The 19,976-nt window shown below is 63.5% G+C and carries 17 protein-coding genes, 1 tRNA gene and 1 pseudogene; 10 read left to right on the top strand and 9 right to left on the bottom strand.

Features of this window, described 5'->3' with window-relative positions:
* Positions 1–29: 29 nt before the first annotated feature.
* Positions 30–103, bottom strand: a tRNA-Gln gene (locus NKL06_RS02730).
* Between the two features lie 146 nt (positions 104–249).
* Positions 250–1,196, bottom strand: a pseudogene (locus tag NKL06_RS02725) (lysylphosphatidylglycerol synthase domain-containing protein).
* A gap of 349 nt (positions 1,197–1,545) precedes the next feature.
* Here NKL06_RS02725 and NKL06_RS02720 point away from each other — a divergent pair.
* Together NKL06_RS02720 and NKL06_RS02715 are read left to right on the top strand one after the other, a co-directional pair.
* On the top strand, positions 1,546–2,889 hold the full coding sequence (locus NKL06_RS02720) for a Ppx/GppA phosphatase family protein (protein WP_023694901.1): 1,344 nt from the start codon (positions 1,546–1,548) through the stop codon (positions 2,887–2,889).
* Positions 2,890–3,134: 245 nt separating this feature from the next.
* Positions 3,135–3,845, top strand: coding sequence for an RlmE family RNA methyltransferase (locus NKL06_RS02715; protein ID WP_023694903.1), 711 nt, complete (start codon positions 3,135–3,137; stop codon positions 3,843–3,845).
* 217 nt (positions 3,846–4,062) lie between these two features.
* Here NKL06_RS02715 and NKL06_RS02710 read toward each other — a convergent pair whose 3' ends face one another.
* On the bottom strand, positions 4,063–5,484 hold the full coding sequence (locus tag NKL06_RS02710; protein ID WP_023694904.1) for an MFS transporter: 1,422 nt from the start codon (positions 5,482–5,484) through the stop codon (positions 4,063–4,065).
* A gap of 243 nt (positions 5,485–5,727) precedes the next feature.
* On the opposite strand from NKL06_RS02710, the gene NKL06_RS02705 reads away from it, so the two are divergent.
* From NKL06_RS02705 to NKL06_RS02685, 5 genes are all read left to right on the top strand, one after another.
* Positions 5,728–5,973 carry a type II toxin-antitoxin system Phd/YefM family antitoxin gene (locus NKL06_RS02705; RefSeq protein WP_023673036.1) on the top strand — a complete coding sequence of 82 codons (246 nt, stop codon included), beginning with the start codon at positions 5,728–5,730 and terminating at the stop codon, positions 5,971–5,973.
* Complete coding sequence (locus tag NKL06_RS02700) at positions 5,970–6,425, top strand: PIN domain-containing protein (RefSeq protein WP_023673035.1); 456 nt, start codon at positions 5,970–5,972, stop codon at positions 6,423–6,425. Before NKL06_RS02705 ends, NKL06_RS02700 begins: the two co-directional genes overlap by 4 nt.
* Before the next feature lie 142 nt (positions 6,426–6,567).
* A complete protein-coding gene (gene guaB, locus NKL06_RS02695) occupies positions 6,568–8,070 on the top strand; it encodes an IMP dehydrogenase (RefSeq protein ID WP_023694905.1) in 1,503 nt (500 codons plus the stop codon).
* A gap of 19 nt (positions 8,071–8,089) precedes the next feature.
* Positions 8,090–8,659: a hypothetical protein gene (locus tag NKL06_RS02690; protein ID WP_050587175.1), complete on the top strand. Its 570-nt coding sequence runs from the start codon at positions 8,090–8,092 to the stop codon at positions 8,657–8,659.
* A gap of 22 nt (positions 8,660–8,681) precedes the next feature.
* On the top strand, positions 8,682–9,101 hold the full coding sequence (locus NKL06_RS02685; RefSeq protein WP_023673032.1) for an MAPEG family protein: 420 nt from the start codon (positions 8,682–8,684) through the stop codon (positions 9,099–9,101).
* A 63-nt stretch (positions 9,102–9,164) separates the two neighbouring features.
* Here NKL06_RS02685 and rnd read toward each other — a convergent pair whose 3' ends face one another.
* The 3 genes from rnd to NKL06_RS02670 all read right to left on the bottom strand — a co-directional run bounded on the left by rnd (position 9,165) and on the right by NKL06_RS02670 (position 12,946).
* Positions 9,165–10,316: a ribonuclease D gene (gene rnd, locus NKL06_RS02680; protein ID WP_023682426.1), complete on the bottom strand. Its 1,152-nt coding sequence runs from the start codon at positions 10,314–10,316 to the stop codon at positions 9,165–9,167.
* A gap of 75 nt (positions 10,317–10,391) precedes the next feature.
* Complete coding sequence (locus NKL06_RS02675; RefSeq protein WP_023694907.1) at positions 10,392–11,636, bottom strand: MFS transporter; 1,245 nt, start codon at positions 11,634–11,636, stop codon at positions 10,392–10,394.
* Positions 11,637–11,740: 104 nt separating this feature from the next.
* Complete coding sequence (locus tag NKL06_RS02670) at positions 11,741–12,946, bottom strand: MFS transporter (protein WP_023694908.1); 1,206 nt, start codon at positions 12,944–12,946, stop codon at positions 11,741–11,743.
* A gap of 112 nt (positions 12,947–13,058) precedes the next feature.
* On the opposite strand from NKL06_RS02670, the gene NKL06_RS02665 reads away from it, so the two are divergent.
* Positions 13,059–13,817, top strand: a complete 759-nt coding sequence (locus NKL06_RS02665) for a DeoR/GlpR family DNA-binding transcription regulator (protein ID WP_023694909.1) — start codon at positions 13,059–13,061, stop codon at positions 13,815–13,817.
* Between the two features lie 41 nt (positions 13,818–13,858).
* Here NKL06_RS02665 and NKL06_RS02660 read toward each other — a convergent pair whose 3' ends face one another.
* On the bottom strand, positions 13,859–14,740 hold the full coding sequence (locus NKL06_RS02660) for a DMT family transporter (RefSeq protein WP_023694910.1): 882 nt from the start codon (positions 14,738–14,740) through the stop codon (positions 13,859–13,861).
* Positions 14,741–14,834: 94 nt separating this feature from the next.
* Here NKL06_RS02660 and NKL06_RS02655 point away from each other — a divergent pair, with 94 nt between their 5' ends.
* Positions 14,835–15,695, top strand: a complete 861-nt coding sequence (locus NKL06_RS02655) for a LysR family transcriptional regulator (protein WP_081725618.1) — start codon at positions 14,835–14,837, stop codon at positions 15,693–15,695.
* 27 nt (positions 15,696–15,722) lie between these two features.
* Here the strand turns inward: NKL06_RS02655 and NKL06_RS02650 are convergent, their stop codons facing one another.
* On the bottom strand, positions 15,723–16,142 hold the full coding sequence (locus NKL06_RS02650; RefSeq protein WP_023694912.1) for a hypothetical protein: 420 nt from the start codon (positions 16,140–16,142) through the stop codon (positions 15,723–15,725).
* A gap of 223 nt (positions 16,143–16,365) precedes the next feature.
* On the opposite strand from NKL06_RS02650, the gene aspS reads away from it, so the two are divergent.
* Positions 16,366–18,264, top strand: a complete 1,899-nt coding sequence (aspS, locus tag NKL06_RS02645) for an aspartate--tRNA ligase (RefSeq protein ID WP_023694913.1) — start codon at positions 16,366–16,368, stop codon at positions 18,262–18,264.
* A gap of 230 nt (positions 18,265–18,494) precedes the next feature.
* On the opposite strand, the gene NKL06_RS02640 is transcribed toward aspS, so the two are convergent.
* Complete coding sequence (locus NKL06_RS02640; protein WP_023694914.1) at positions 18,495–19,685, bottom strand: aq_1923 C-terminal domain; 1,191 nt, start codon at positions 19,683–19,685, stop codon at positions 18,495–18,497.
* Between the last annotated feature and the right edge of the window lie 291 nt (positions 19,686–19,976).

The raw sequence follows: 19,976 nt of genomic DNA, 5'->3' as shown, positions 1-19,976 counted from the left end.
TATGTGTCCGGAATGGACCTGACGTGCCTTGGCTGGGGAACCTGGATTCGAACCAGGACTAACGGAGTCAGAGTCCGTGGGTCTACCGTTAACCTATTCCCCAGCAGGCGCTGTCGCGCTGGTGGCCCGCCGAAGCAGCCGCGCGTGCCTTGTAGCCGCCGCCGGAAAATAGTCAAGCCTAAGCTGCGTTTCAATCACAGCGTTTCATAAGGGCAATTATCCCGGGTGGCGCGCCGCACCCAATGATCCTCAGCTCTCCGTCCGGCTGTATTGCGAGTGCTCGAAGAACAGCACCACGCCGAGCGCGATCAGCAGCGGGATGATCAGGTAGAACAGGCGAAACACCAAAAGTGCCGCCAGCACGCCGACCGGGTCCATATCAGACAGTCCGGCGAGGAACACGACCTCGAACACGCCGAGCCCGCCCGGCGCGTGCGAGATCTGCGCAACCGAGAACGACACCAGGAACACGCCGAGGATGACGAAATAGCCGGGATTGCCGGCAACGGGCAGGGCAAAGAAGATGATCGCCGCCGCCGCCAGAAGCTCGATCGGGCCGATCAGCAATTGCCGCGCCACGATCGGCAGCGCCGGGTAGTGCAACTGGAAGCCGGCGATTTTCAGCGGCTTCAGATGCAGCCAGCTGCCGAAGATGTAGGCGCCGACCAGGATCAGCAAAGCGATGCCGGCGGCGATCGCCAGCCCGTGGTGCGGCGCTCCGGAAAAGCGGTCCATGATCGCAGGCTCGAACACCAGCACCAGGCCGCCGACCAGAATGCTGGAGAGCACGAAGGTGATCCAGCAGATCGCCACCAGAATGCCGACATCCTGGCCGGTCAGCCCCTGGTGCCGTAGGCGCGGTAGCGGATCACGGCGCCCGAAAACACCGAGCCGCCGATATTGTGCGACAGCGCGTAGGTGGTGAAGGAGCAGAAGGTGACGAACAGCCACGACACTCGTCTGCCGATATGCAAGAGCGCGATGTGGTCATAGCCGGCGAGCGAGGCATAGGCGACCACCGAGCTCAGTGCCGCAAGCATCCAGCCGCGCGTCGGGATGGCGGATATGCCGTCCCAGACATCGTCGATCGAGATGCCGCGCAGTTCATGCCACAGCAACAACAGCGACCCGATGACCGCCGCGACACCGATGACCGGCCACAGATAGCGCTTCCAATTCGTGGCCCCCCAATTCATGGAGTTGTCGTCATGTGTTGCTGCCCATCGCCCAGGCGGGCGTTAAAACGTCTGCGATTCACCAATTCCCCCTCATTTCAGAAATGCCTCATTGAAGCCGGCTATTCAACCGGCAAGGGTGAGCAGCCGGTTCGCCAACGGCGAATTCGTCGTGCCAGTGGCAAGATGAAAGGCTAGCGAACGCCGGGACGCTGCAAAGCAGCGGGGATCTGGCAGGACGCAGCCGGCAAAATTTGAGTCCTTGCTCTTGGTGATCCGGTCCGGCGCTGCTACTCTGGCGGCAACTTAAAAGATTGAAGCGCCTGCTGCGTCCGGTTTTCCGGTTCGCGCGGCGCCGGAAGGAACTGAAGTGGAAGACCACGACACCGGCGCTGGCGCGCCGGAAGTGGGCGTGTCCAGGGCTTCGCCGCCGTCAGGCGGGCCAAGCCCATCCGCCGGGCGGCCCCGCCAGGCGGGGCCTCAGTCCGGTAACGGACAGGCCGGCGAAGCCCAGCATCAGCGAGGCAAGGCGAGAAAGCGGCGCAAGCGCCGGCGTGGGCGCAAGGTTTTTGCGCGCGACGACAGCCCTCTCGCAACGGCCGAAGCGGTTAGTGCGCCGGCCTCAGTCGGCCCGGCCGCTCCAGCGCCGGTGCCTTTGCCCTCGGCGCCACAATCCCGACCGGAACAGCCAATGCATCGTCCGCCGATGCAGGAACTGCCGGTGTTTGCCGCGCTCGATCTCGGCACCAACAATTGCCGGCTTTTGGTCGCGGTGCCGCAGCGCCATGGCCAGTTCCGCGTCATCGACGCCTTCTCGCGCATCGTCAGGCTGGGCGAGGGGCTGACGGCGAATGGGCACCTGAGCCAGGCGGCGATGGACCGCGCCGTCGAGGCGCTGAAGATCTGCGGCGACAAATTGCGCAACCGCAAGATCCGCAAGGCACGGCTGATCGCCACCGAGGCCTGCCGCACCGCCGACAATGGCGTGGAATTCCTGCAGCGCGTCGAACGAGAGGCGGGGTTGAAGCTGGAAATCATCGATCGCCAGACCGAGGCGCGGCTTGCTGTATCCGGCTGCGGCTCGCTGGTCGAGCGCGACACGCAAGGCGTGGTGCTGTTCGACATTGGCGGTGGCTCGTCCGAAATCGCGCTGATCGACCTCACCGGCCAGCGCTCGCCACGGCTTGCCAACCACATCGTGTCGTGGACGTCGCTGCCGGTCGGCGTCGTCTCGCTGGCCGAGCGTTTTGGCGGCCGCACGGTGACGCGCGAGATCTTTGCCGCGATGGTCGACGATGTCGCGGTGCGGCTAAAATCCTTCGACGGCCGCGACCGGTTGAGCCACGTGCTGACCAGCCCGAAATTCCATCTGCTGGGCACATCAGGCACGGTGACGACGCTGGCCGGCGTCCATCTCGACCTCGAACGCTACGATCGCCGCCGCGTCGATGGGCTGTGGATGGACCGCGACAGCGTCGACCGCATGGTCGAAAAACTGGTCGGCTGGGACTTCCAGCAGCGCTGCGCCAACCCGTGCATCGGTACGGACCGCGCCGATCTTGTGCTGGCCGGCTGTGCTATTCTTGAAGCGATCCGTGCGGTGTGGCCGTCGGAGCGGCTGCGCGTCGCCGACCGTGGTCTGCGCGAAGGCATTTTGAGCGAGCTGATGGCCGATGACGGCGTCTGGCGCAACAGTGGGCGGGGCCGAGCATGATCCGCATCGCTTTGGTGAACGGTCGACCCCCACTCCGTCGAGCTTCGCTCGACACCTCTCCCCCGATCGACGGGGTAGAGGAAGGGCGCGAACTTATGCAGACCGGCGCCTTTCCTCTCCCTCCGGAGGGGAGAGGTGGCGCCGCGAAGCGGCGACGGAGTGGGGGAAGCCCTTCGCGAAACGCGAAGCCGCCGAAAAACGGCGGCAACTCGGCCAGCGCAAAAACTCAAACAAGAAATAACGTCATGACCAAGAAGCCGGAAAAGCCGGGCTCCGCCAGCATTCGTGTCCTCAAGACGCGGATCAAGAAGAAGAGCGGCCTGAAGGAATCGTCGCGCCGCTGGCTGCAGCGCCACATCAATGATCCCTATGTCCAGCGCTCCAAGGCCGACGGCTATCGCTCGCGCGCGGCCTACAAGCTGATCGAGATCGATGACAAGCATCATCTGCTGAAACCCGGCATGAAGGTCATCGATCTCGGTGCGGCCCCCGGCGGCTGGTGCCAGGTGGCGGCCGCGAGGACGAAATCGACGGCTGATAATCCACATGTCATCGGCATCGACTATCTCGAAATGGATGCGGTGCCGGGTGCGCCGGTGCTGCTGATGGATTTCCTCGACCCGGAAGCGCCGCAAAAGCTCGCCGAGGCGCTGGGCGGCGACCCCGATATCGTGTTGTCCGACATGGCCGCGCCGACCACCGGCCACAAGCGAACCGACCACATCCGCACCATGCATCTGTGCGAGGTGGCCGCCGATTTCGCGCTGTCGGTGCTGAAGCCGGGCGGGCACTTTTTGGCCAAGACGTTTCAAGGCGGCGCCGAAAACGAGCTGCTGTCGATGCTCAAGAAGAACTTCCGCTCGGTGCACCACGTGAAGCCGCCGGCGTCGCGGGATGAGTCGGTGGAGTTGTATTTGCTGGCGAAGGATTTTAAGGGCAGAGACGGCACGGCGTGAAAGACGCTTCGTAGCGCTCCGTCCCTCTGTCCTGCCGGACATCTCGCCCGCAAGGGGGGAGATTGGCAGCTGCGACCGCCTCGCCATTCCTTCAAAGTTGCAAGATTGGCGAAAGCCGCGTGATATCCGATCTCCCCCCTTGCGGGGGAGATGGCCGGCAGGCCAGGGGGGGGGTGTGAAGGATCGCCGACGTCGACGATTTTCGTCGCGCCGCCCCTTACTTCCCAGCCGTGCTCACCGGCTCCAGCGTCTTCGGCGTCGTCAGCCGGCGATGTCCCGATACGGCATTGCCGGCATCCGGCGCCAGCCGCATGAATGACACGGACGCTGCCGCCGACACCGCCGCCACGATGAAGAAGGCGATGTGGAAATCGCCGAGCGCCAGCGGTCCGCCACGGATCGAGGTCGAGACTTCCAGGATGCCGCCGGCCAGCGCCACGGCGAGCGCGATCGACAACTGCTGGAACACCGCCGTGATCGGCGTTGCCTTGCTGGTGTCTTCAGCCGTCACCTCGGCATAGGAGAGCGCGTTGACGCCGGTGAAGAACATCGAGCGGATAAACCCGCCGACCAGCAATATCGCCAGCATCAGCGCGTAAGGCGTCTCCGGCGTGAACAGGCCGTAGATGGCGATCGATGCGGCGGCGATCAGCGAGCCCCAGATCAGCACCCGGCGGAAGCCGGCGAGCCGGAAGATCAGCGCGGTGACGAACTTCATGCCAATGGCGCCGATGGCCGAGACGAAGGTGATCATGCCCGACTGGAACGGCGTCAGCCCGAAGCCGATCTGGAACATCAGGGGCAACAGGAACGGCACCGCGCCGATGCCGATGCGAAACAGCGAGCCGCCGAGCACCGAGGAGCGGAACACCTGGTTGCGGAACAGTTCCAGCGCCAGTAGGGGATTCTTGGCGCGCCGCGCATGCAGCAGATAGAGCACGCCGGAAATCAGCCCGACCGCCACGGTGATGAGGCCGGTCGCCGGCGGCAGATAGGGCAGGCTGACCACCGACAGGCCAAAGACGACGCCGGAGGCCGCCAGCCCGCTCAGCACGAAACCGACGAAATCGAGCGGCGGCGTCTCCATCGAGTCGGTTTGCGGCAGGAAGCGCGTCGCCAGCCAGATGCCGATCAGGCCGATCGGCACGTTGATCAGAAAGATCCAGTGCCAGGTGAAATAGGTGGTGATGAAGCCGCCGATCGGTGGTCCCACAAGCGGGCCGACCAGCGCCGGCACCGTCAGCCACGACATGGCCGCGACCAGCTCGCTCTTCGGCGTCGCGCGCACCAGGACCAGCCGGCCGACCGGCGTCATCATGGCGCCGCCTATGCCTTGCAGGAAGCGCGAGACGACAAAGGCCGGCAGTGAATTGGAGATGGCGCAGCAGACCGAGCCGACGATGAAGACGCCGATCGCGGCGCGAAAAATGGTCTTCGCGCCGAACCGGTCGGCCATCCAGCCGCTGATCGGAATGAAGATCGCCAGCGCCACCAGATAGGCGGTCAGCGCCAGCTTGAGCGCGATCGGGCTGGTGTGGATGTCGACGGCAATCGCCGGCAGCGATGTCGCGATGACGGTCGAATCCATGTTTTCCATGAACAAGGCGACCGCCAGAATGAGCGGAATGATGCGGTTCAACGAACGCGTCCGAACTGGTCTAAATGTGCCTGCCGGCCAATCCAAACAATGAAAAGGCGGGCAAGCCGATACAAACGGGCGGTTATCACGCCTCAGGCGCGATGTCGCATTAATTTGCTGTCACTTTTGTGCGACCGTGGGCGGACAAGAGGCGTCGCTGCGTTTCGCCACATTGAATGAACTTGCGAAAATTGACCTGGTTCACTATGCTGTAGTGAATATAACTACTATATGGACAATGCTATGGAAGAAGCCGTTTCCGCAGCCGACGCCAACCGCAAATTCTCGCTCCTCCTGCGCGGTGTCCGCGAAGGACAGAGCTATGTCGTGACCAGCCATGGGCGCCCCGTGGCGCGGATCGTGCCTGCAGGGCAGCCCGACCCTGCGGCGTCTCGTTCGCGCACAGCGCTGCTGTCGCGCCTCGAACGCCAGCCTGTTGTAGAAGCCGGGCGCTGGAGCCGCGACGAGCTTTACGAGGACGAGCGGTGAAGGTCGCGCTCGATACCAACATCCTTGTTTATGCCGAGGGGATCAACGGGGCCGAGAAGCGCGACATCGTTTTCGGCCTGCTGCACGACATTGCGCAAGAGGCAGCCGTCATTCCAGTCCAGGTGCTCGGCGAATTGTTCACCGTTCTCACACGCAAGGCCGGACGATCACGTGCACAAGCGCGCGACGCCCTGTTGAGCTGGCGCGACGCGTTTCCGGTTGTCGGCACGACGCCGGAGGTGATGACGGTCGCGGCTGATCTTGCGACCGATCACCATTTCGGCATCTGGGATGCGACCATCCTGTCTGTTGCCTCGCAAACCGGTTGCCGGCTGCTGCTGTCGGAAGATCTGCAGGACGGCTTCACCTGGGGCGGCGTAACGGTCGTCAATCCTTTCGCGTCACCGCGCCATGTCTTGCTCGATGCCCTGTTGGGCAAGTCCGCCGAATAGGCCACGACCGGCTTTTCAACCACGCCGCGACGTGTTACCAGCCAGCGCCAATCCTGAAAGGGAAGAAACGAGTCGGCGCTGTCCATTTCGGTCCAGCGCTTTTTTGTATTCTCCCGGCGCTTTTCGTATCCGAGGACTGGCCATGGCAAAAATCATCGAAACGTCCACCGGCGCGCTGGCGCTGACCTTTGACGACGTGCTGTTGCAGCCCGGTCATTCCGAGGTCATGCCCGGTGAGACCGACATCCGCACCCGCATCGCCACCGACATCGACCTCAACGTGCCGATCCTGTCGGCCGCCATGGACACCGTCACCGAGGCGAGGCTTGCCATCGCCATGGCGCAGGCCGGCGGCATCGGCGTCATCCACCGCAATTTCTCGCCGGCCGAACAGGCCGAGCAGGTGCGTCAGGTCAAGAAGTTCGAATCGGGCATGGTCATCAATCCGGTCACCATCGGCCCCGACGCCACCCTGGCCGACGCGCTGGCGCTGATGCGCACCTATTCCATCTCGGGCATTCCGGTGGTCGAGAATGGCGGCACCGGCGGCCAGAAGATCGGCCGCCTCGTCGGCATCCTGACCAACCGCGACGTGCGCTTCGCCTCCGATCCGGGGCAGAAAGTCTACGAATTGATGACCCGTGAGAACCTGATCACGGTCAAGGAGAATGTCGACCAGGACGAGGCCAAGCGGCTGCTGCATCAGCACCGCATCGAAAAGCTCGTCGTCGTGGACAAGTCCGGCAATTGCGTCGGCCTGATCACCGTCAAGGACATCGAGAAGTCGCAGCTCAACCCGCACGCCACCAAGGATGCGCAGGGGCGCCTGCGGGCGGCGGCAGCCACCAGCGTCGGCGATGACGGCTTCGAGCGCGCCGAGCGGTTGATCGATGCCGGTGTCGACCTCCTGGTCATCGACACCGCGCATGGCCATTCGCAGCGCGTGCTCGATGCGGTGACGCGGGCCAAGAAGCTTTCCAATTCCGTCCGCATCCTGGCCGGCAACGTCGCCACCGCCGAAGGCACGCAGGCGCTGATCGACGCCGGCGCCGATGCCGTCAAGGTCGGCATCGGCCCGGGCTCGATCTGCACCACCCGCATCGTCGCCGGCGTCGGCGTGCCACAGCTTTCGGCGATCATGTCGGCGGTCGAGACGGCGCATAAATCAGGCGTGTCGGTCATCGCCGACGGCGGCATCAAATATTCGGGCGATCTGGCCAAGGCGCTTGCCGCCGGCGCCGGTGCGGCCATGATCGGTTCGCTGCTGGCCGGCACCGACGAAAGCCCGGGCGAGGTCTATCTGCATCAGGGCCGCTCCTTCAAGGCCTATCGCGGCATGGGCTCTGTCGGCGCCATGGCGCGCGGCTCGGCCGATCGCTACTTCCAGGCCGAGGTTCGCGACACGCTGAAACTGGTCCCGGAAGGCATTGAAGGGCAGGTGCCCTACAAGGGACCTGTGTCTGGCGTGCTGCACCAGCTTGCGGGCGGGCTAAAAGCCGCTATGGGTTATGTCGGTGGCCGCGACCTTGCCGATTTTCGCGAACGCGCCACCTTTGTGCGCATATCCAACGCCGGACTTCGTGAAAGCCACGCCCATGACGTCACGATTACCCGCGAAAGCCCGAACTATCCTGGCGGAGCCTGACCGGCAGCCAGAGCGGTACATGCTCTGGCGCCACCAGGCGACGATCGTGCTGCGGCTGGCGCGCCATGCCGGCGCGCTGTGCTTTGCCGCCGCGGCGGTTTTCATCATCATGACGCTGCTGGAATTCTTCTATTTCCGCCGGCTGAGCGGTGGCCTGCCGTCGCTCGACGTGCGCCTTGGCGGGTTCACGCCCGATGAGGGCATGGCCTGGCTGACGGCACTCGGCCGACGCGGCAGCGAGATCATCCTGGTCTGGCACTATTTGACTTTCGACCTTCTCTTCCCGGCGCTGCTGTCGCTGACCATGGTCAGCCTGATCCTGGCAACGGGGCGGCGGCTGAAGAATTTTCGTGCCATGCCGGTGCAGCTTCAGGCGCTGTTCGCGCTGGTCATCGTGCTGCCCTACACATGCGCCGACTACGCCCAGAACATTGCGGTGGCGCGGCTCTTGTCCGATGCGCTGTCGGCCAACCCGGATTCTCTGTCTTTGGCCTCGTCGCTGATCGTCACCAAATTCGCGCTGCTGGCGATCCCCGTCATCGTCATCGCGTTTTTGATCCTTGCCGCCCAGCGGCGTCCACAGGCATGAACGACAGAGCAGGGGCAACGCCATGAGCCAGACCGCGATTTTCTGGCCGATGCTGGCGCAGGTGTTGCTCGTCTATATCGTCTATGTCGTGATGGGCCGGCGCCGCTACGGCGCGGTCAAATCGGGCGAGGCCAAGGTCGGTCAATACAAGGTGCGCACGACCGAGCCCGGGTCGAGCGTCACGGTTGCCAACAATCTCATCAACCAGTTTGAACTGCCGGTGCTGTTCTATGTGCTGTGCCTGGCGCTGCACGCGACCAATGGCGTCAATTATCTGACCCTGGCCTTGATGTGGATTTTCGTGATTTCCCGCTATGGCCACGCCTGGGTCCACCTCACCAGCAACAATCTGCGGTTTCGCAGCCGCGCCTTCTACGTCGGCGCGATCATTCTCTTGCTGGCATGGATCTGGTTCGCGCTACACCTGCTCGGAGCGGTGTAGGGCAGTTGTTTACCCTCCCCCTTGTGGGGAGGGTCGCTCCGCGCAGCGGAGCGGGGTGGGGGTCTACAAATCGAACACCGCGATCTTGCGCTTGTCGAACTTGATGCCGATTTCGCCGCGCACCAGCTTCAGTGCGGCTTCGCCGAACACGGCGCGTCGCCAGCCCTGCAGGGCCGGCACGTCGGCATCCTCGCCCTCGGCGGCGATGCGGTCGATGTCGTCGCTGGACGCCAGCACTTTCGAGGCGACGCCTTCCTTCTCGGCGACGATCCGCAACAGAACCTTCAGCAGCTCGGAGGCGGCATTGGAGCCCTCGGGCGGCTGAAAGCTCTTGGGCAGCTTCGGCATCTCTTCGCGGGGCAAAGCGAGCGCCGTGTTGACCGCGCCAAGCAATGCGGTAGCCGTCGACGAACGCTCCCAGCCTTTCGGCGTCGTGCGCAGCTTGCCCAACGCTGCCGCATCGCGCGGCGCCTGCTGGGCGACCTCGTATATGGCGTCGTCCTTGAGCACCCGGCCGCGCGGCACGTCACGCTCGCGCGCCTCGCGTTCGCGCCATGCCGCCACCGTCTGCACGATCGCCAGCTCCTGCGGCTTGCGCAGCCGCATCTTCAGCCGCTTCCAAGCGTCTTCGGGGTGCGGATCGTAGGTCTCGCGCGAAGTCAGCACCTCCATTTCCTCGTTTAGCCAATGGGCGCGGTTTTCCCGCTCCAGTTCGGCGCTGAGATGCTTGTAGACGTCGATCAGATGGGTGACGTCGGCCAAGGCATAGTCGAGTTGCTTGTCCGACAGCGGCCGGTGGCGCCAGTCGGTGAAACGCGAGGATTTGTCGAGCCGTGCGCCGGTGATGCGCTGCACCAGCTGATCGTAGGAGACGCTGTCGCCGAAGCCGCAGACCATGGCCGCGACCTGGGTGTCGAACACCGGATGGGGCACCAGATCGCCGAGATGGACGATGATTTCAATGTCCTGGCGCGCGGCATGGAAAACCTTGACCACCGCCTCATTGGCCATCAGCCGGAAGAACGGGGCGAGGTTGATGTCGGGCGCCAGCGGGTCGATCAGCGCGGTGACGCCGGGCGCCGCCATCTGGATCAGGCACAGAATCGGCCAGAATGTCGTTTCGCGGATGAATTCGGTGTCGACGGTGACGAAATCCGACTTTTCAAAAGCGGCGAGAACGGACTCGAGCTCATTTTGGGTGGTGATGACGTGCATCAAATCGCTTTTTAGTAACGGGTAAGGTTCTCTTTCAATTTCAGCCATGGGCGCTTTCGTCAAGCCGCCCTTCGGTCAAGTATCAGCCGATCCGTCGGAATCGCCATTTCTGCGCGCCAGCCGCGCGAAGACGGTTGATGTGCGCAGCAGCGCCGTGAAGCGGCTGCGCTTGCCCGCCGGCACGCTGCCGCGCACCTGCATGCGGTAGAGAATGACGGCGATGAGGGTGGCGTAGACGACTGCGCTGAAGACAAACAGGGCGCCCGGTCCGAAATGTTGCATCACTGCGGACGCCGCGAAGGGGCCACCAATGGCGCCGAAGGAATATAACAGCATCAAGGCGGCGTTGATCAGCACGAACTCGCCCTTGTCGGCGCGGTCGTTGGAATGCGCCGCCGATAGCGAATAGAGCGGCATGGCGAAGCTGCCGAAGATGAAGACGATGATCAAATTGAGGGTCGGATCGGCGCCGGCGACGAAGACCAGCGCCAGCGCCGCGAACATGGCGCCGCATGTCGTGGCCAAAAGCACCGCGCGCCGATCCCAGCGGTCGGAGAGGTAGCCCAGCGGATACTGGATGAGGGCGCCGCCGAAGATGCCGACGCTGACGAAGGTGACGACATCGGCCACCGACATGCCGATCTGCTCGGCATAGACCGGCGACAGCGTGCGGAACGCGCTGTTGGTGACGCCGACGCAGATGCAGCCGAAGCAGCCGAGCGGCGAAATCCGCCAGACGCGGGCGAGATCGAGCTTGACGTCTTCCGGCGGCGTCGGGTTGGAGCGGTCGCCGAGCGACACCGGAACCAGCGACAGCGTGATCATCATCGACATGATGGCGAAGATGGCAAAGCCGCCGGGGCCGAAGATCGGGATCAGGAACTGCGCGCCGGTCACCGAGCCGATATCGACCATGCGGTAGATGGCCAGCACGCGCGCACGATCCTTGTTTTCGACGCCGGAGTTCAGCCAGGCTTCCATGACGGTGAACAGACCGGCAAAGCAGAAACCGCCGGCAAAGCGCACCGCGCACCACATCACCGGATCGATGATCAGCACCAGGAGCAGCGTACTGGCCGCGGCGATGGCGGCGAGCGCTGAAAACGTCCGGACATGGCCGACTGCCTTGAGGATGCGGGTGACTGCGAGGCAACCAAGCAGGAAGCCGGCGAAATAGAACGTGCCCATCAGGCCGATGTCGGAGGCCGAAAACCCTTCCTGCGCGCCGCGCAACGCGATCAGCGTGCCCTGCAGCCCGTTGCCGCCAAGCAGGATGCCGGCGGCGATGAGGAGCGGGATCAGCGGGCGGATGGAGGACATACGGAACCGTTGCTTAGGTGGCTCCACAGTTCTGAACCATCGGTGTGGCCAATGCCAGTGGCTTGTCCCGCCGCCAACAGGTGTGTGGCTTCAAGTGCGGCCGTTCAAGCTCCGTCGGCCCTCGCCAAAGCTTCGCTCGCCGGCGCAGGCTTGCCCCGGGACGCCCTTCGGCCAAGCGGGCCGGCAGTCAGCAGGCTGAGGATGATGAAGGGGATGCCGATACCGAAGGCCGAGCGAATGCCCCAATGGTCGGAGACGAAGCCGAGCAATGGCGGGCCGAGCAGGAAGGCGACGAAGGAGATCTGCGACAGCGCCGCGACATTGATTGCCGCGGAGCGGTCCGTGCGTTGGGCCGCCGCCGAGATCGCCAGCGGAAAGATCGCGCTGCTGCCGATGCCAAGTAGCGCAAAGCCCAGCATCGATACGAGCGGGGCAGGCGAGAAGAAGACGAGCAGCACGCCGACCGCCATCGTCGCCAGCAGCACCCGCGCCACGACGCTCGGCGAGTGGCGGTCGACAAAGGAGTCGGCAAAGAAGCGCGTGCTCGCTTGCGAGAATGCAAACAGCGCCACGGTGAAGCCGGCGACGAAAGGGCCCGCATCGAACACGGTGCGCATGTAGATTGCCGACCAGTCGATGCTGGCGCCTTCCATCAGCATCGCCGACAGTGTCACCGCGACGAGGACGAGGATCGGCAGCGTCGGCCGCGCCAGCGTTGGCGCCGTCTCGTCATTGCCGGCGAAGCGGCTCGGCGCCGGTTCGTAACCGCCGAGAAACAGCGCGATTCCTGTCGCCACCATCGGTACGACAATCGCCAGGTGCAGTTGCGGCGAAATGCCGAGATGCGCAAGCGCGGCGCCGAACAGGCCGGCGCCGAAAAAGCCGATGCTCCAGAACGAATGCGCCCGGTTCATGATCCGGCGCTTGAGCAGGAATTCGGTTCTGTCGGCCTCGACATTGAGAATGATCTCGACGCTGCCGATCATCAGGCCGACCGGAAACAGCATCAGGAACAGCGCAAGCGGCCCAGGCGCATGCACGGCAATGGCAAAGACAACCGACAAGAGCGGCACCAGCCCGAGCAGCGCGCGGCGGAAGCCGACGCGCTCCAGGATCGGCGCCGCCAGCGTCAGCGCGGTCAAGGTGCCGATCGGCGTCCCGATCAGGCTGAGCCCGAGCGTGCCGTCTCCTATGCCCATGGCATGCTTGATGTCGGGCAGCCGCGGGAAGATTTGGCCCATGGCGAACGAATAGATCGCAAAGCCGGCGTAGACCCGGTGTTGCGGAGCGAGGCGGAGGCCAAAGGTCATGACGATGCTTTCGGGGAAGAGAGTCGACGGTTGTCACTGTTTGATATGCCTACATCTTGCACAAACATGCAAATCGTGCAAGAACGTGCATGGAAAAAAACAGGATCATGCAATGCTGACCGATGAGCGGCATCAAATTATTCGCGATCGCCTGGCCGTCGAGGGAAGGGTGCTGGCCGGCGAGCTGGCAGGCCGCTTCGGCGTTTCGGAAGACACGGTTCGGCGCGACCTCAGGGAGTTGGCCAAGGCCGGGCAGTGCCGCCGCGTCTATGGCGGCGCGGTCGCGGCCGCACCCTTCGCGGCCACGCCGGTCGGCCTGCGCGCCGGCCATGCGGTCGGAGAAAAGACGCGGCTGGCCCGCGCGACCGTGGCACTGCTTTCGCGCGGACAGACCCTGTTCATCGACAGCGGCTCGACCAATGCCGCGATCGCCAGGGCCATCCCGCGCGACATCGATCTGACCGTCGCCACCAATTCGCTCGAAATTGCCTCCGTCCTGTCAGACCACGCTTTGGTCGAACTGATTGTGCTGGGCGGGCGGTTCGACCGCCATCTCGGCGCCTGCGTCGGCGCCGACACGCTTGCCGCTGTCGCGCAACTTGGCGCGGACCTGTTTGTTCTCGGCTCCTGCGGTCTCGATGCGTCGCGCGGCGTCACGGCCTTCGATTCGGCTGAGGCCGAGGTAAAGCGGGCCATGGCCAAGAACAGCGCAGGCATCGTCATCGCTGTAACCAACGACAAGCTGGCCACAGCCGCACCCTACCGGGTTGCCAGGCCAGAGGCGATCCGCCACCTCGTGGTCGAAAAGACCGCGCCGGCCGCAATCCTCGCCGACTTCGAACGCCAGGGCGCTGAAATCCACTTCGCTTGAAGTAGCGCCGTGCGCGGGCTGTTCACGCAAGAGGCTGACCGTCACAGGCCGAATCTTCTGGTGGCTCCCGATGCGATTGCTATTCCAGTCAGCACCGCCACGAGCCCGACAAGCAGGTTCGCGCCGACCTGTTCGCCCAGGACGACGACGGCGAAGATCGACGCCGTCACCGGATTGACCGCGACCGAGACGGCAACCAGTGTCGGCGCGGCGCGCCCGAGCGCGAACCCCCACAGGAAGAAAATGAAGGCACCGCAGACGATGGCGAGATATCCGCTCGCGATCCATTGCGGTGCATTGAGCGTCGCAAGCCGCGCCAGGCCGCCGTTCGAGGCGGCAATCACCGACAGGCAGATGGCCCCCACGCCCATGCCGAACGCCACGAACGGGATCGGCGTGGTGCGCGACAGGAATGGTCGTGACCAGACGCTGTAGAGCGCCATGCAGAACGCCGCCGCGACCATGATGAGGTCGCCGCGCCATGCGCCTGCGGGAGCAGTCGCCAGGCTGGTGCCGAGCGCGACGGCCACCCCCGCCATGGCGATCAGGACGCCGACGATCTTGCGCATGGTAGGCGGCTCGATCCGCAGAACCGCGCCGGCAAGCATGGTGAGCAGCGGCAGTGTCGAAAGCGCCAGCGCACCGCGCGCCGCCGTGGTGTAGACAAGGGCGCCATTGAAGAGCACCGGAAACAGGCCGAAGAACAGCAGGCCCAGGGCGCCGGCGCCAAGCCAGTCGCTCTTCGCAGGCCATTTGTCCCGCCGCCAGAGCGCCACTGCGGCCAGAACCAGAAAGCCGCCGCTGAACCGCACCGCGCCGATGGTAATCGGATCGAGCGTACCGGCGAGATATCGGGTTGCGCCGACAGCGGTGCCGCCAAGAGCGCTAGAAAGAATCGCCGCCAGCACGCCCAGAATTTCCATTCTTGTCCCAACCTGGCCAGTTCGGCGCCAGCGATATCGGGCAGGCGGGTCGAAAGGAATCGAATAAGTGCAATGAGTTTGATAATGCTTGGCTATGAACACCCTGGATCCCGAACTGCTGCGCGCCTTCATCGTCGTTGCCGACCGGCTCTCGTTCACGCGCGCCGCCGAACAGCTCAATCGAACGCAGGCAGCCGTCAGCCTGCAGGTGAAGCGCCTTGAGGAACGCCTCGACACCGCGCTGTTTCGCCGCTCGACCGCTCGAGTTGAACTGACCGCGGCCGGGGAGGGGTTTTTGACCGATGCCCGCCGTATCCTTGCCCTCAACGAGCAGGCGATAGCACGCGTTTCCAATCAGCGTGTGGCCGGGCACGTTCGCATCGGGGTGATGGAAGACTATGGCACCAAAATCCTGCCAAGCCTGCTTGCCGATATTGCCCAGCGATTTCCGCTCGTGCAGGTCGACATGGAGATCGGTCTCACCGCCTTGCTGCTCAAACGCCTCGGCTCATCTTTCGACGCCGTCATCGCCATGCACCCGGAAGGTACCTCCGAGGGCGATCTGATATGCCGCGAGCGTGCGATCTGGGCGGCCGCCTCCACCCGTGCCGTCGAAGAGCTCGATCCGCTGCCCGTCGCGCTGTCCTATCCCGATTGCCTGTTTCGCGCCTGGGCCATCGAGGCGCTCGACAAAGCCGGCCGTCCCTGGCGGTTGGCCTATGTCAGCCCGAGCCTGGCTGCTACGGAAGCAATCGTCGGGCAGGGCCTCGCGATCACCGTGGTCAAAGGCAGCATGCTGGCGCCGGGCCTGCGCGGTATCAATCCCGGCCGTTATGTGCCGCCATTGCCGGGGGCGGAGATACGCCTTCATCGCGCCGCAACGTCCTCCGCCAGCGCTTCATTGGTCATCGATCATCTTGCACAATGCCTCCAGCAGTCGGCTTTGGGCTCCTAGGCGGGGAGCCAGCTTAAAAGCAATCGTTCAAACCGTGCTGGAATTCGGCGCTTTCCTCGACGCAGCGTGTACGATGAACGCTTCAATATCTTCCTTCGAATAGCCAAGAAGAGTGCCTTCAAGCCTCGCCAGATCATTCGATGTGAAGATGTCAAAGGCCTCTCCGCTGCGGCACATTCTGGAGATCAACAAGCTCAGTTTGCAGTGCCATTCTTCTGTCGGCAGGCAGTAGCAGCGCTCTTCCACTGAGGTTTTAGGAACAATCTGGGTGAACTTCAGGATGCGACCTTCGTCGACAAACGGTGCAAAACCTGCATCGCCAATATCATCGGCGTCCATACCCGGTTCCGCCCCGAATAGGGCAATTGGCTTGTCGCCTTGAAGCATCAGTTCCAACTCGCGGCCATTATGCGGCCCGACACCCGGCGGTACTGTGCGTTTTGGCATGAAGTATCTCCAGATCGCCTGATGACGGCACTGTCGCGAGAAACACTTCTGGCGGCAATGCGCCAAGCCTGTCAAAGACTTCAATGCTGACGATCGCATAGAGCGGCGACCCAAACCCGGCTTGCCTTGACAAATCCGGCCTCCCATGCGCTTTTCGCGCAAATTTTGGACCGGGCTTTGATGCTCGGGCCACAACCCAGCACCCCGGAATTTTGACATGACAATGCATCGTTACCGCAGCCACACCTGTGCCCAGTTGAGAAAGAGCGATGTCGGCTCTTCGGTTCGCCTGTCGGGCTGGGTGCATCGCGTGCGCGACCACGGCGGCCTGCTGTTCATCGATCTGCGTGACCATTACGGCTTGACCCAGATCGTCGCCGATCCGGATTCGCCCGCCTTCAAGGTCGCCGAGACGCTGCGTGGCGAATGGGTCATCCGCGTCGACGGCGAGGTCAAGGCGCGTCTGCCGGACACCACCAATGCCAACCTGCCGACCGGCGAGATCGAGATCTTTGCCCGCGAGATCGAAGTGCTGTCGGCGGCCAAGGAACTGCCGCTGCCCGTGTTCGGCGAGCCGGACTATCCCGAGGACATCCGCCTGAAGTATCGCTTCCTCGACCTGCGCCGCGAGACGCTGCACAGGAACATCGTGGCGCGCACCAAGATCATCGCCGAGATGCGCAAGCGCATGACCGATGTCGGCTTCACCGAATTCTCGACGCCGATCCTGACGGCCTCGTCGCCGGAAGGCGCGCGCGACTTCCTGGTGCCCTCGCGCATCCATCCCGGCACCTTCTACGCGCTGCCGCAGGCGCCGCAGCAGTACAAGCAGCTGATCATGGTCTCCGGCTTCGACCGCTATTTCCAGATCGCGCCCTGCTTCCGCGACGAAGACCCGCGCGCCGACCGCCTGCCCGGCGAATTCTACCAGCTCGACCTCGAAATGAGCTTCGTCGAGCAGGACGACGTGCTGTCGACCATGGAACCGGTGATGCGGGGCGTCTTCGAGACCTTCGCCAACGGCAAGCCGGTGACGCAGACATTCCAGCGCATCCCTTACGATGTCGCGATGCGCAAATACGGCTCCGACAAGCCGGACCTGCGCAACCCGATCGAGATGCAAGCCGTGTCCGATCATTTCCGCGATTCCGGCTTCAAGGTGTTCGCCAACATCCTGGCCAACGATCCCAAGGCCGAAGTGTGGGGCATTCCCGCCAAGACCGGCGGCAGCCGCGCCTTCTGCGACCGAATGAACTCGTGGGCGCAAGGCGAGGGCCAGCCGGGCCTGGGTTACATCTTCTGGCGTGGCCAACCGTCTCTCGAAGACCTCGGATACGAGCAGTTTGATGACAAGGGGGATGCCGTTGAGAATGCCAAATTTGCTCAGGCGGCCGCGAAAATTGAGCAATGGCGTAAGGATAATCCGTCTGGCTTTGAAGGTGCCGGGCCGCTAGCAAAAAATATTGGGCAAGAGCGAACGGAGGCAATTCGTAAGCAGTTGGGACTCGGAGCGGGTGACGCCGCCTTCTTCGTCGCCGGCGATCCGAAGAAGTTCGTCACCTTCGCCGGTGCCGCGCGTACGCGTGCCGGCGAAGAACTGAACCTTGTCGACCGCGAGCGCTTCGAATTGTGCTGGATCGTCGACTTCCCGTTCTTCGAATGGAGCGAGGAGGAGAAGAAGATCGACTTCGCCCACAACCCGTTCTCGATGCCGCAAGGCGGTATCGACGCGCTCAACGGCGACGACCTGCTCGGCATCAAGGCCTTCCAGTACGACATGGTCTGCAACGGCTTCGAGATCGCTTCGGGTGGTATCCGCAACCATTTGCCCGAGACCATGGTCAAGGCGTTCGAGACGGTCGGGCTGGACCGCGCCACGGTCGAGGAGCGCTTCGGCGGCCTCTATCGCGCCTTCCAGTATGGCGCGCCGCCGCATGGCGGCATGGCGGCCGGTGTCGACCGCGTGGTCATGCTGCTGGTCGGCGCCAAGAACCTGCGAGAGATCACCATGTTCCCGATGAACCAGCAGGCCTACGATTTGTTGATGAACGCGCCCTCGGAGGCGTCGCCGCAGCAGTTGCGTGATCTGTCGCTGCGTGTCGCGGCAGTGAAGAAGGACTGAGGGCAGCGTTGCAGCTGCCCTTTCTCCCCGTCTCTATACGGGGAGAAATGTCCGGCAGGACAATGAGGGGCAGCACGCATGCAGGCGATTGGCGAACGGCCTTAGCAGTTGGCGCCTTCTGACAATCGGTTCAGCATCGAACCACAATTTGCAGGCGTTGGCGCCGCCCCTCATCTGCCTGCCGGCACCTTCTCCCCGTATAGTGACGGGGAGAAGGGAGCGAACTTCGATCAGTCTTCGTTGGCCTTGACATGGACGCCGAGCGTCTTGGTCAGGTCGGCCGGGTTGGACATGGCACTGGCCATGATCAGCGCGAACGGCACCGCTGCCGGCGGCTCGGCCGAAATCTCGAGGCTCTTCGGATCGTCGAGGTACTTGCTCACCGCCGCCGTCACTTCGGCGGTCAGTTCGGGATTGTTGAGCTGTGCCATGCCGAACGGCACGATCGCCTTGGCCTGGTTGGCGATGTCCTTGCCCGACATGCCCTGCTGCTTGCCGACATATTCAAGCACCTTGCCGGTGAGTGAATCGTCATCGAAGCGGATCGAGGCGCTGTTGAAGGAGAGCTGCTGCAACAGGCCGAGCAGGGCCATGCCTTGCGCCGAATTGTCGGCGCCTTCGGGCTGCGCCGCCATCTTCTTCTGCATCTCCTGCAGCGACTTGACGAAGTCGACCGTGTAGCCGCCGAGGCCGAAGGTCATGCCGAGCGTGCCGGCATTCTCGACCGAGATGTCGTATTTCGACAGGTCCATCTTGCCGTCGCTCGCCTGCCAGGTGCCGCCGATCTCAATATTGCCCGAGATGTTCTGGTAGCCGAGGGCCTCGATGGCTTCCTTGGACTTCGCATCGTCGACCAGGGTCAGGTCGGCGTTGAACTTTTCCGTGGTGGCGGAAAACTCCATCGCCTTGCCGTCGGCCGGCGGCGTGATCTGGACAGCAAGCCCATCCACCGAGAAGGCGGTCTTGTCGGCAACCTTGACCGTCAGGTTTTCGAGTTCGGCCGACTTGTAGATCATCATCGAGCCGAGCGGGCCTGTAGCGCCCTCAGCCGGGATGTTGGCGTCGTGGATGACGAAGGGGGTGAGGTTGAGCGTGACGCCGTCCTTGCTGTGCTCGAAGGCCGAAGTCGTGATGGTCGCGACATCGAAGCCGCCATTGGCTTCGGTCACGCCTTCGAGCTTGACGTCGCCGATCGGCAGCGCCTCCTTTTCGGCCGCCGGTTTGACCGACACGCCCTGCAGCACCATGCTGGAATTGTCGCCGGTAACGCCGGTCCAGGTGATATCGACGCCCTGGACGGCAAGTGCGGCCTTCAGTCGGTCGGCAACCGCCGTGTCTTGCGCAAAGGCGGCATTCAGCGGCAGCGTCAGCAAAAAGGTCGAAAAAGCAAGTTTCTTGAGTGTCGAACGTTGGATTGTCATCGCGAGTTCCCTGAGAGAGTCCTGAAAAAGTGTTTTCTCAATTCTACGCCATCACCATTCCGTGACGAACTGGACGGGAAAAAGGCGCTTTCCCGCAGAGTTGTCGAAAATCACGGCGAAAGGCAAATCGGAGCGGGAGCCTTCGCCCGACGCGGTGAATATGTCATGAAGGTCGGGCTCCCCTGCGTACCGTCTCCTGCCTTAGAGAGGGCGTGTAACAGATTGATGTTGGTTGGCAACAGCACTGCTACCGTTGCTGTTGCACAGGGACGGCAAGGGGGAACATGAAGT

The sequence above is a fragment of the Mesorhizobium sp. C268A genome, from assembly GCF_040324475.1.
Taxonomy (GTDB): Bacteria; Pseudomonadota; Alphaproteobacteria; order Rhizobiales; family Rhizobiaceae; genus Mesorhizobium.
This window is presented reverse-complemented; position numbering and strand designations above follow the sequence as displayed.

What these genes read in the sequence shown, in the direction of transcription:
- NKL06_RS02715 (WP_023694903.1), top strand. Translation starts at nt 3,135, where the DNA reads ATGACCAAGAAGCCGGAAAAGCCGGGCTCCGCCAGCATTCGTGTCCTC.
- NKL06_RS02705 (WP_023673036.1), top strand. Translation starts at nt 5,728, where the DNA reads ATGGAAGAAGCCGTTTCCGCAGCCGACGCCAACCGCAAATTCTCGCTC.
- guaB (WP_023694905.1), top strand. Translation starts at nt 6,568, where the DNA reads ATGGCAAAAATCATCGAAACGTCCACCGGCGCGCTGGCGCTGACCTTT.
- NKL06_RS02690 (WP_050587175.1), top strand. Translation starts at nt 8,090, where the DNA reads ATGCTCTGGCGCCACCAGGCGACGATCGTGCTGCGGCTGGCGCGCCAT.
- NKL06_RS02685 (WP_023673032.1), top strand. Translation starts at nt 8,682, where the DNA reads ATGAGCCAGACCGCGATTTTCTGGCCGATGCTGGCGCAGGTGTTGCTC.
- rnd (WP_023682426.1), bottom strand. Translation starts at nt 10,316, where the DNA reads ATGCACGTCATCACCACCCAAAATGAGCTCGAGTCCGTTCTCGCCGCT.
- NKL06_RS02675 (WP_023694907.1), bottom strand. Translation starts at nt 11,636, where the DNA reads ATGTCCTCCATCCGCCCGCTGATCCCGCTCCTCATCGCCGCCGGCATC.
- NKL06_RS02670 (WP_023694908.1), bottom strand. Translation starts at nt 12,946, where the DNA reads ATGACCTTTGGCCTCCGCCTCGCTCCGCAACACCGGGTCTACGCCGGC.
- NKL06_RS02665 (WP_023694909.1), top strand. Translation starts at nt 13,059, where the DNA reads ATGCTGACCGATGAGCGGCATCAAATTATTCGCGATCGCCTGGCCGTC.
- NKL06_RS02660 (WP_023694910.1), bottom strand. Translation starts at nt 14,740, where the DNA reads ATGGAAATTCTGGGCGTGCTGGCGGCGATTCTTTCTAGCGCTCTTGGC.
- NKL06_RS02655 (WP_081725618.1), top strand. Translation starts at nt 14,835, where the DNA reads ATGAACACCCTGGATCCCGAACTGCTGCGCGCCTTCATCGTCGTTGCC.
- NKL06_RS02650 (WP_023694912.1), bottom strand. Translation starts at nt 16,142, where the DNA reads ATGCCAAAACGCACAGTACCGCCGGGTGTCGGGCCGCATAATGGCCGC.
- aspS (WP_023694913.1), top strand. Translation starts at nt 16,366, where the DNA reads ATGCATCGTTACCGCAGCCACACCTGTGCCCAGTTGAGAAAGAGCGAT.
- NKL06_RS02640 (WP_023694914.1), bottom strand. Translation starts at nt 19,685, where the DNA reads ATGACAATCCAACGTTCGACACTCAAGAAACTTGCTTTTTCGACCTTT.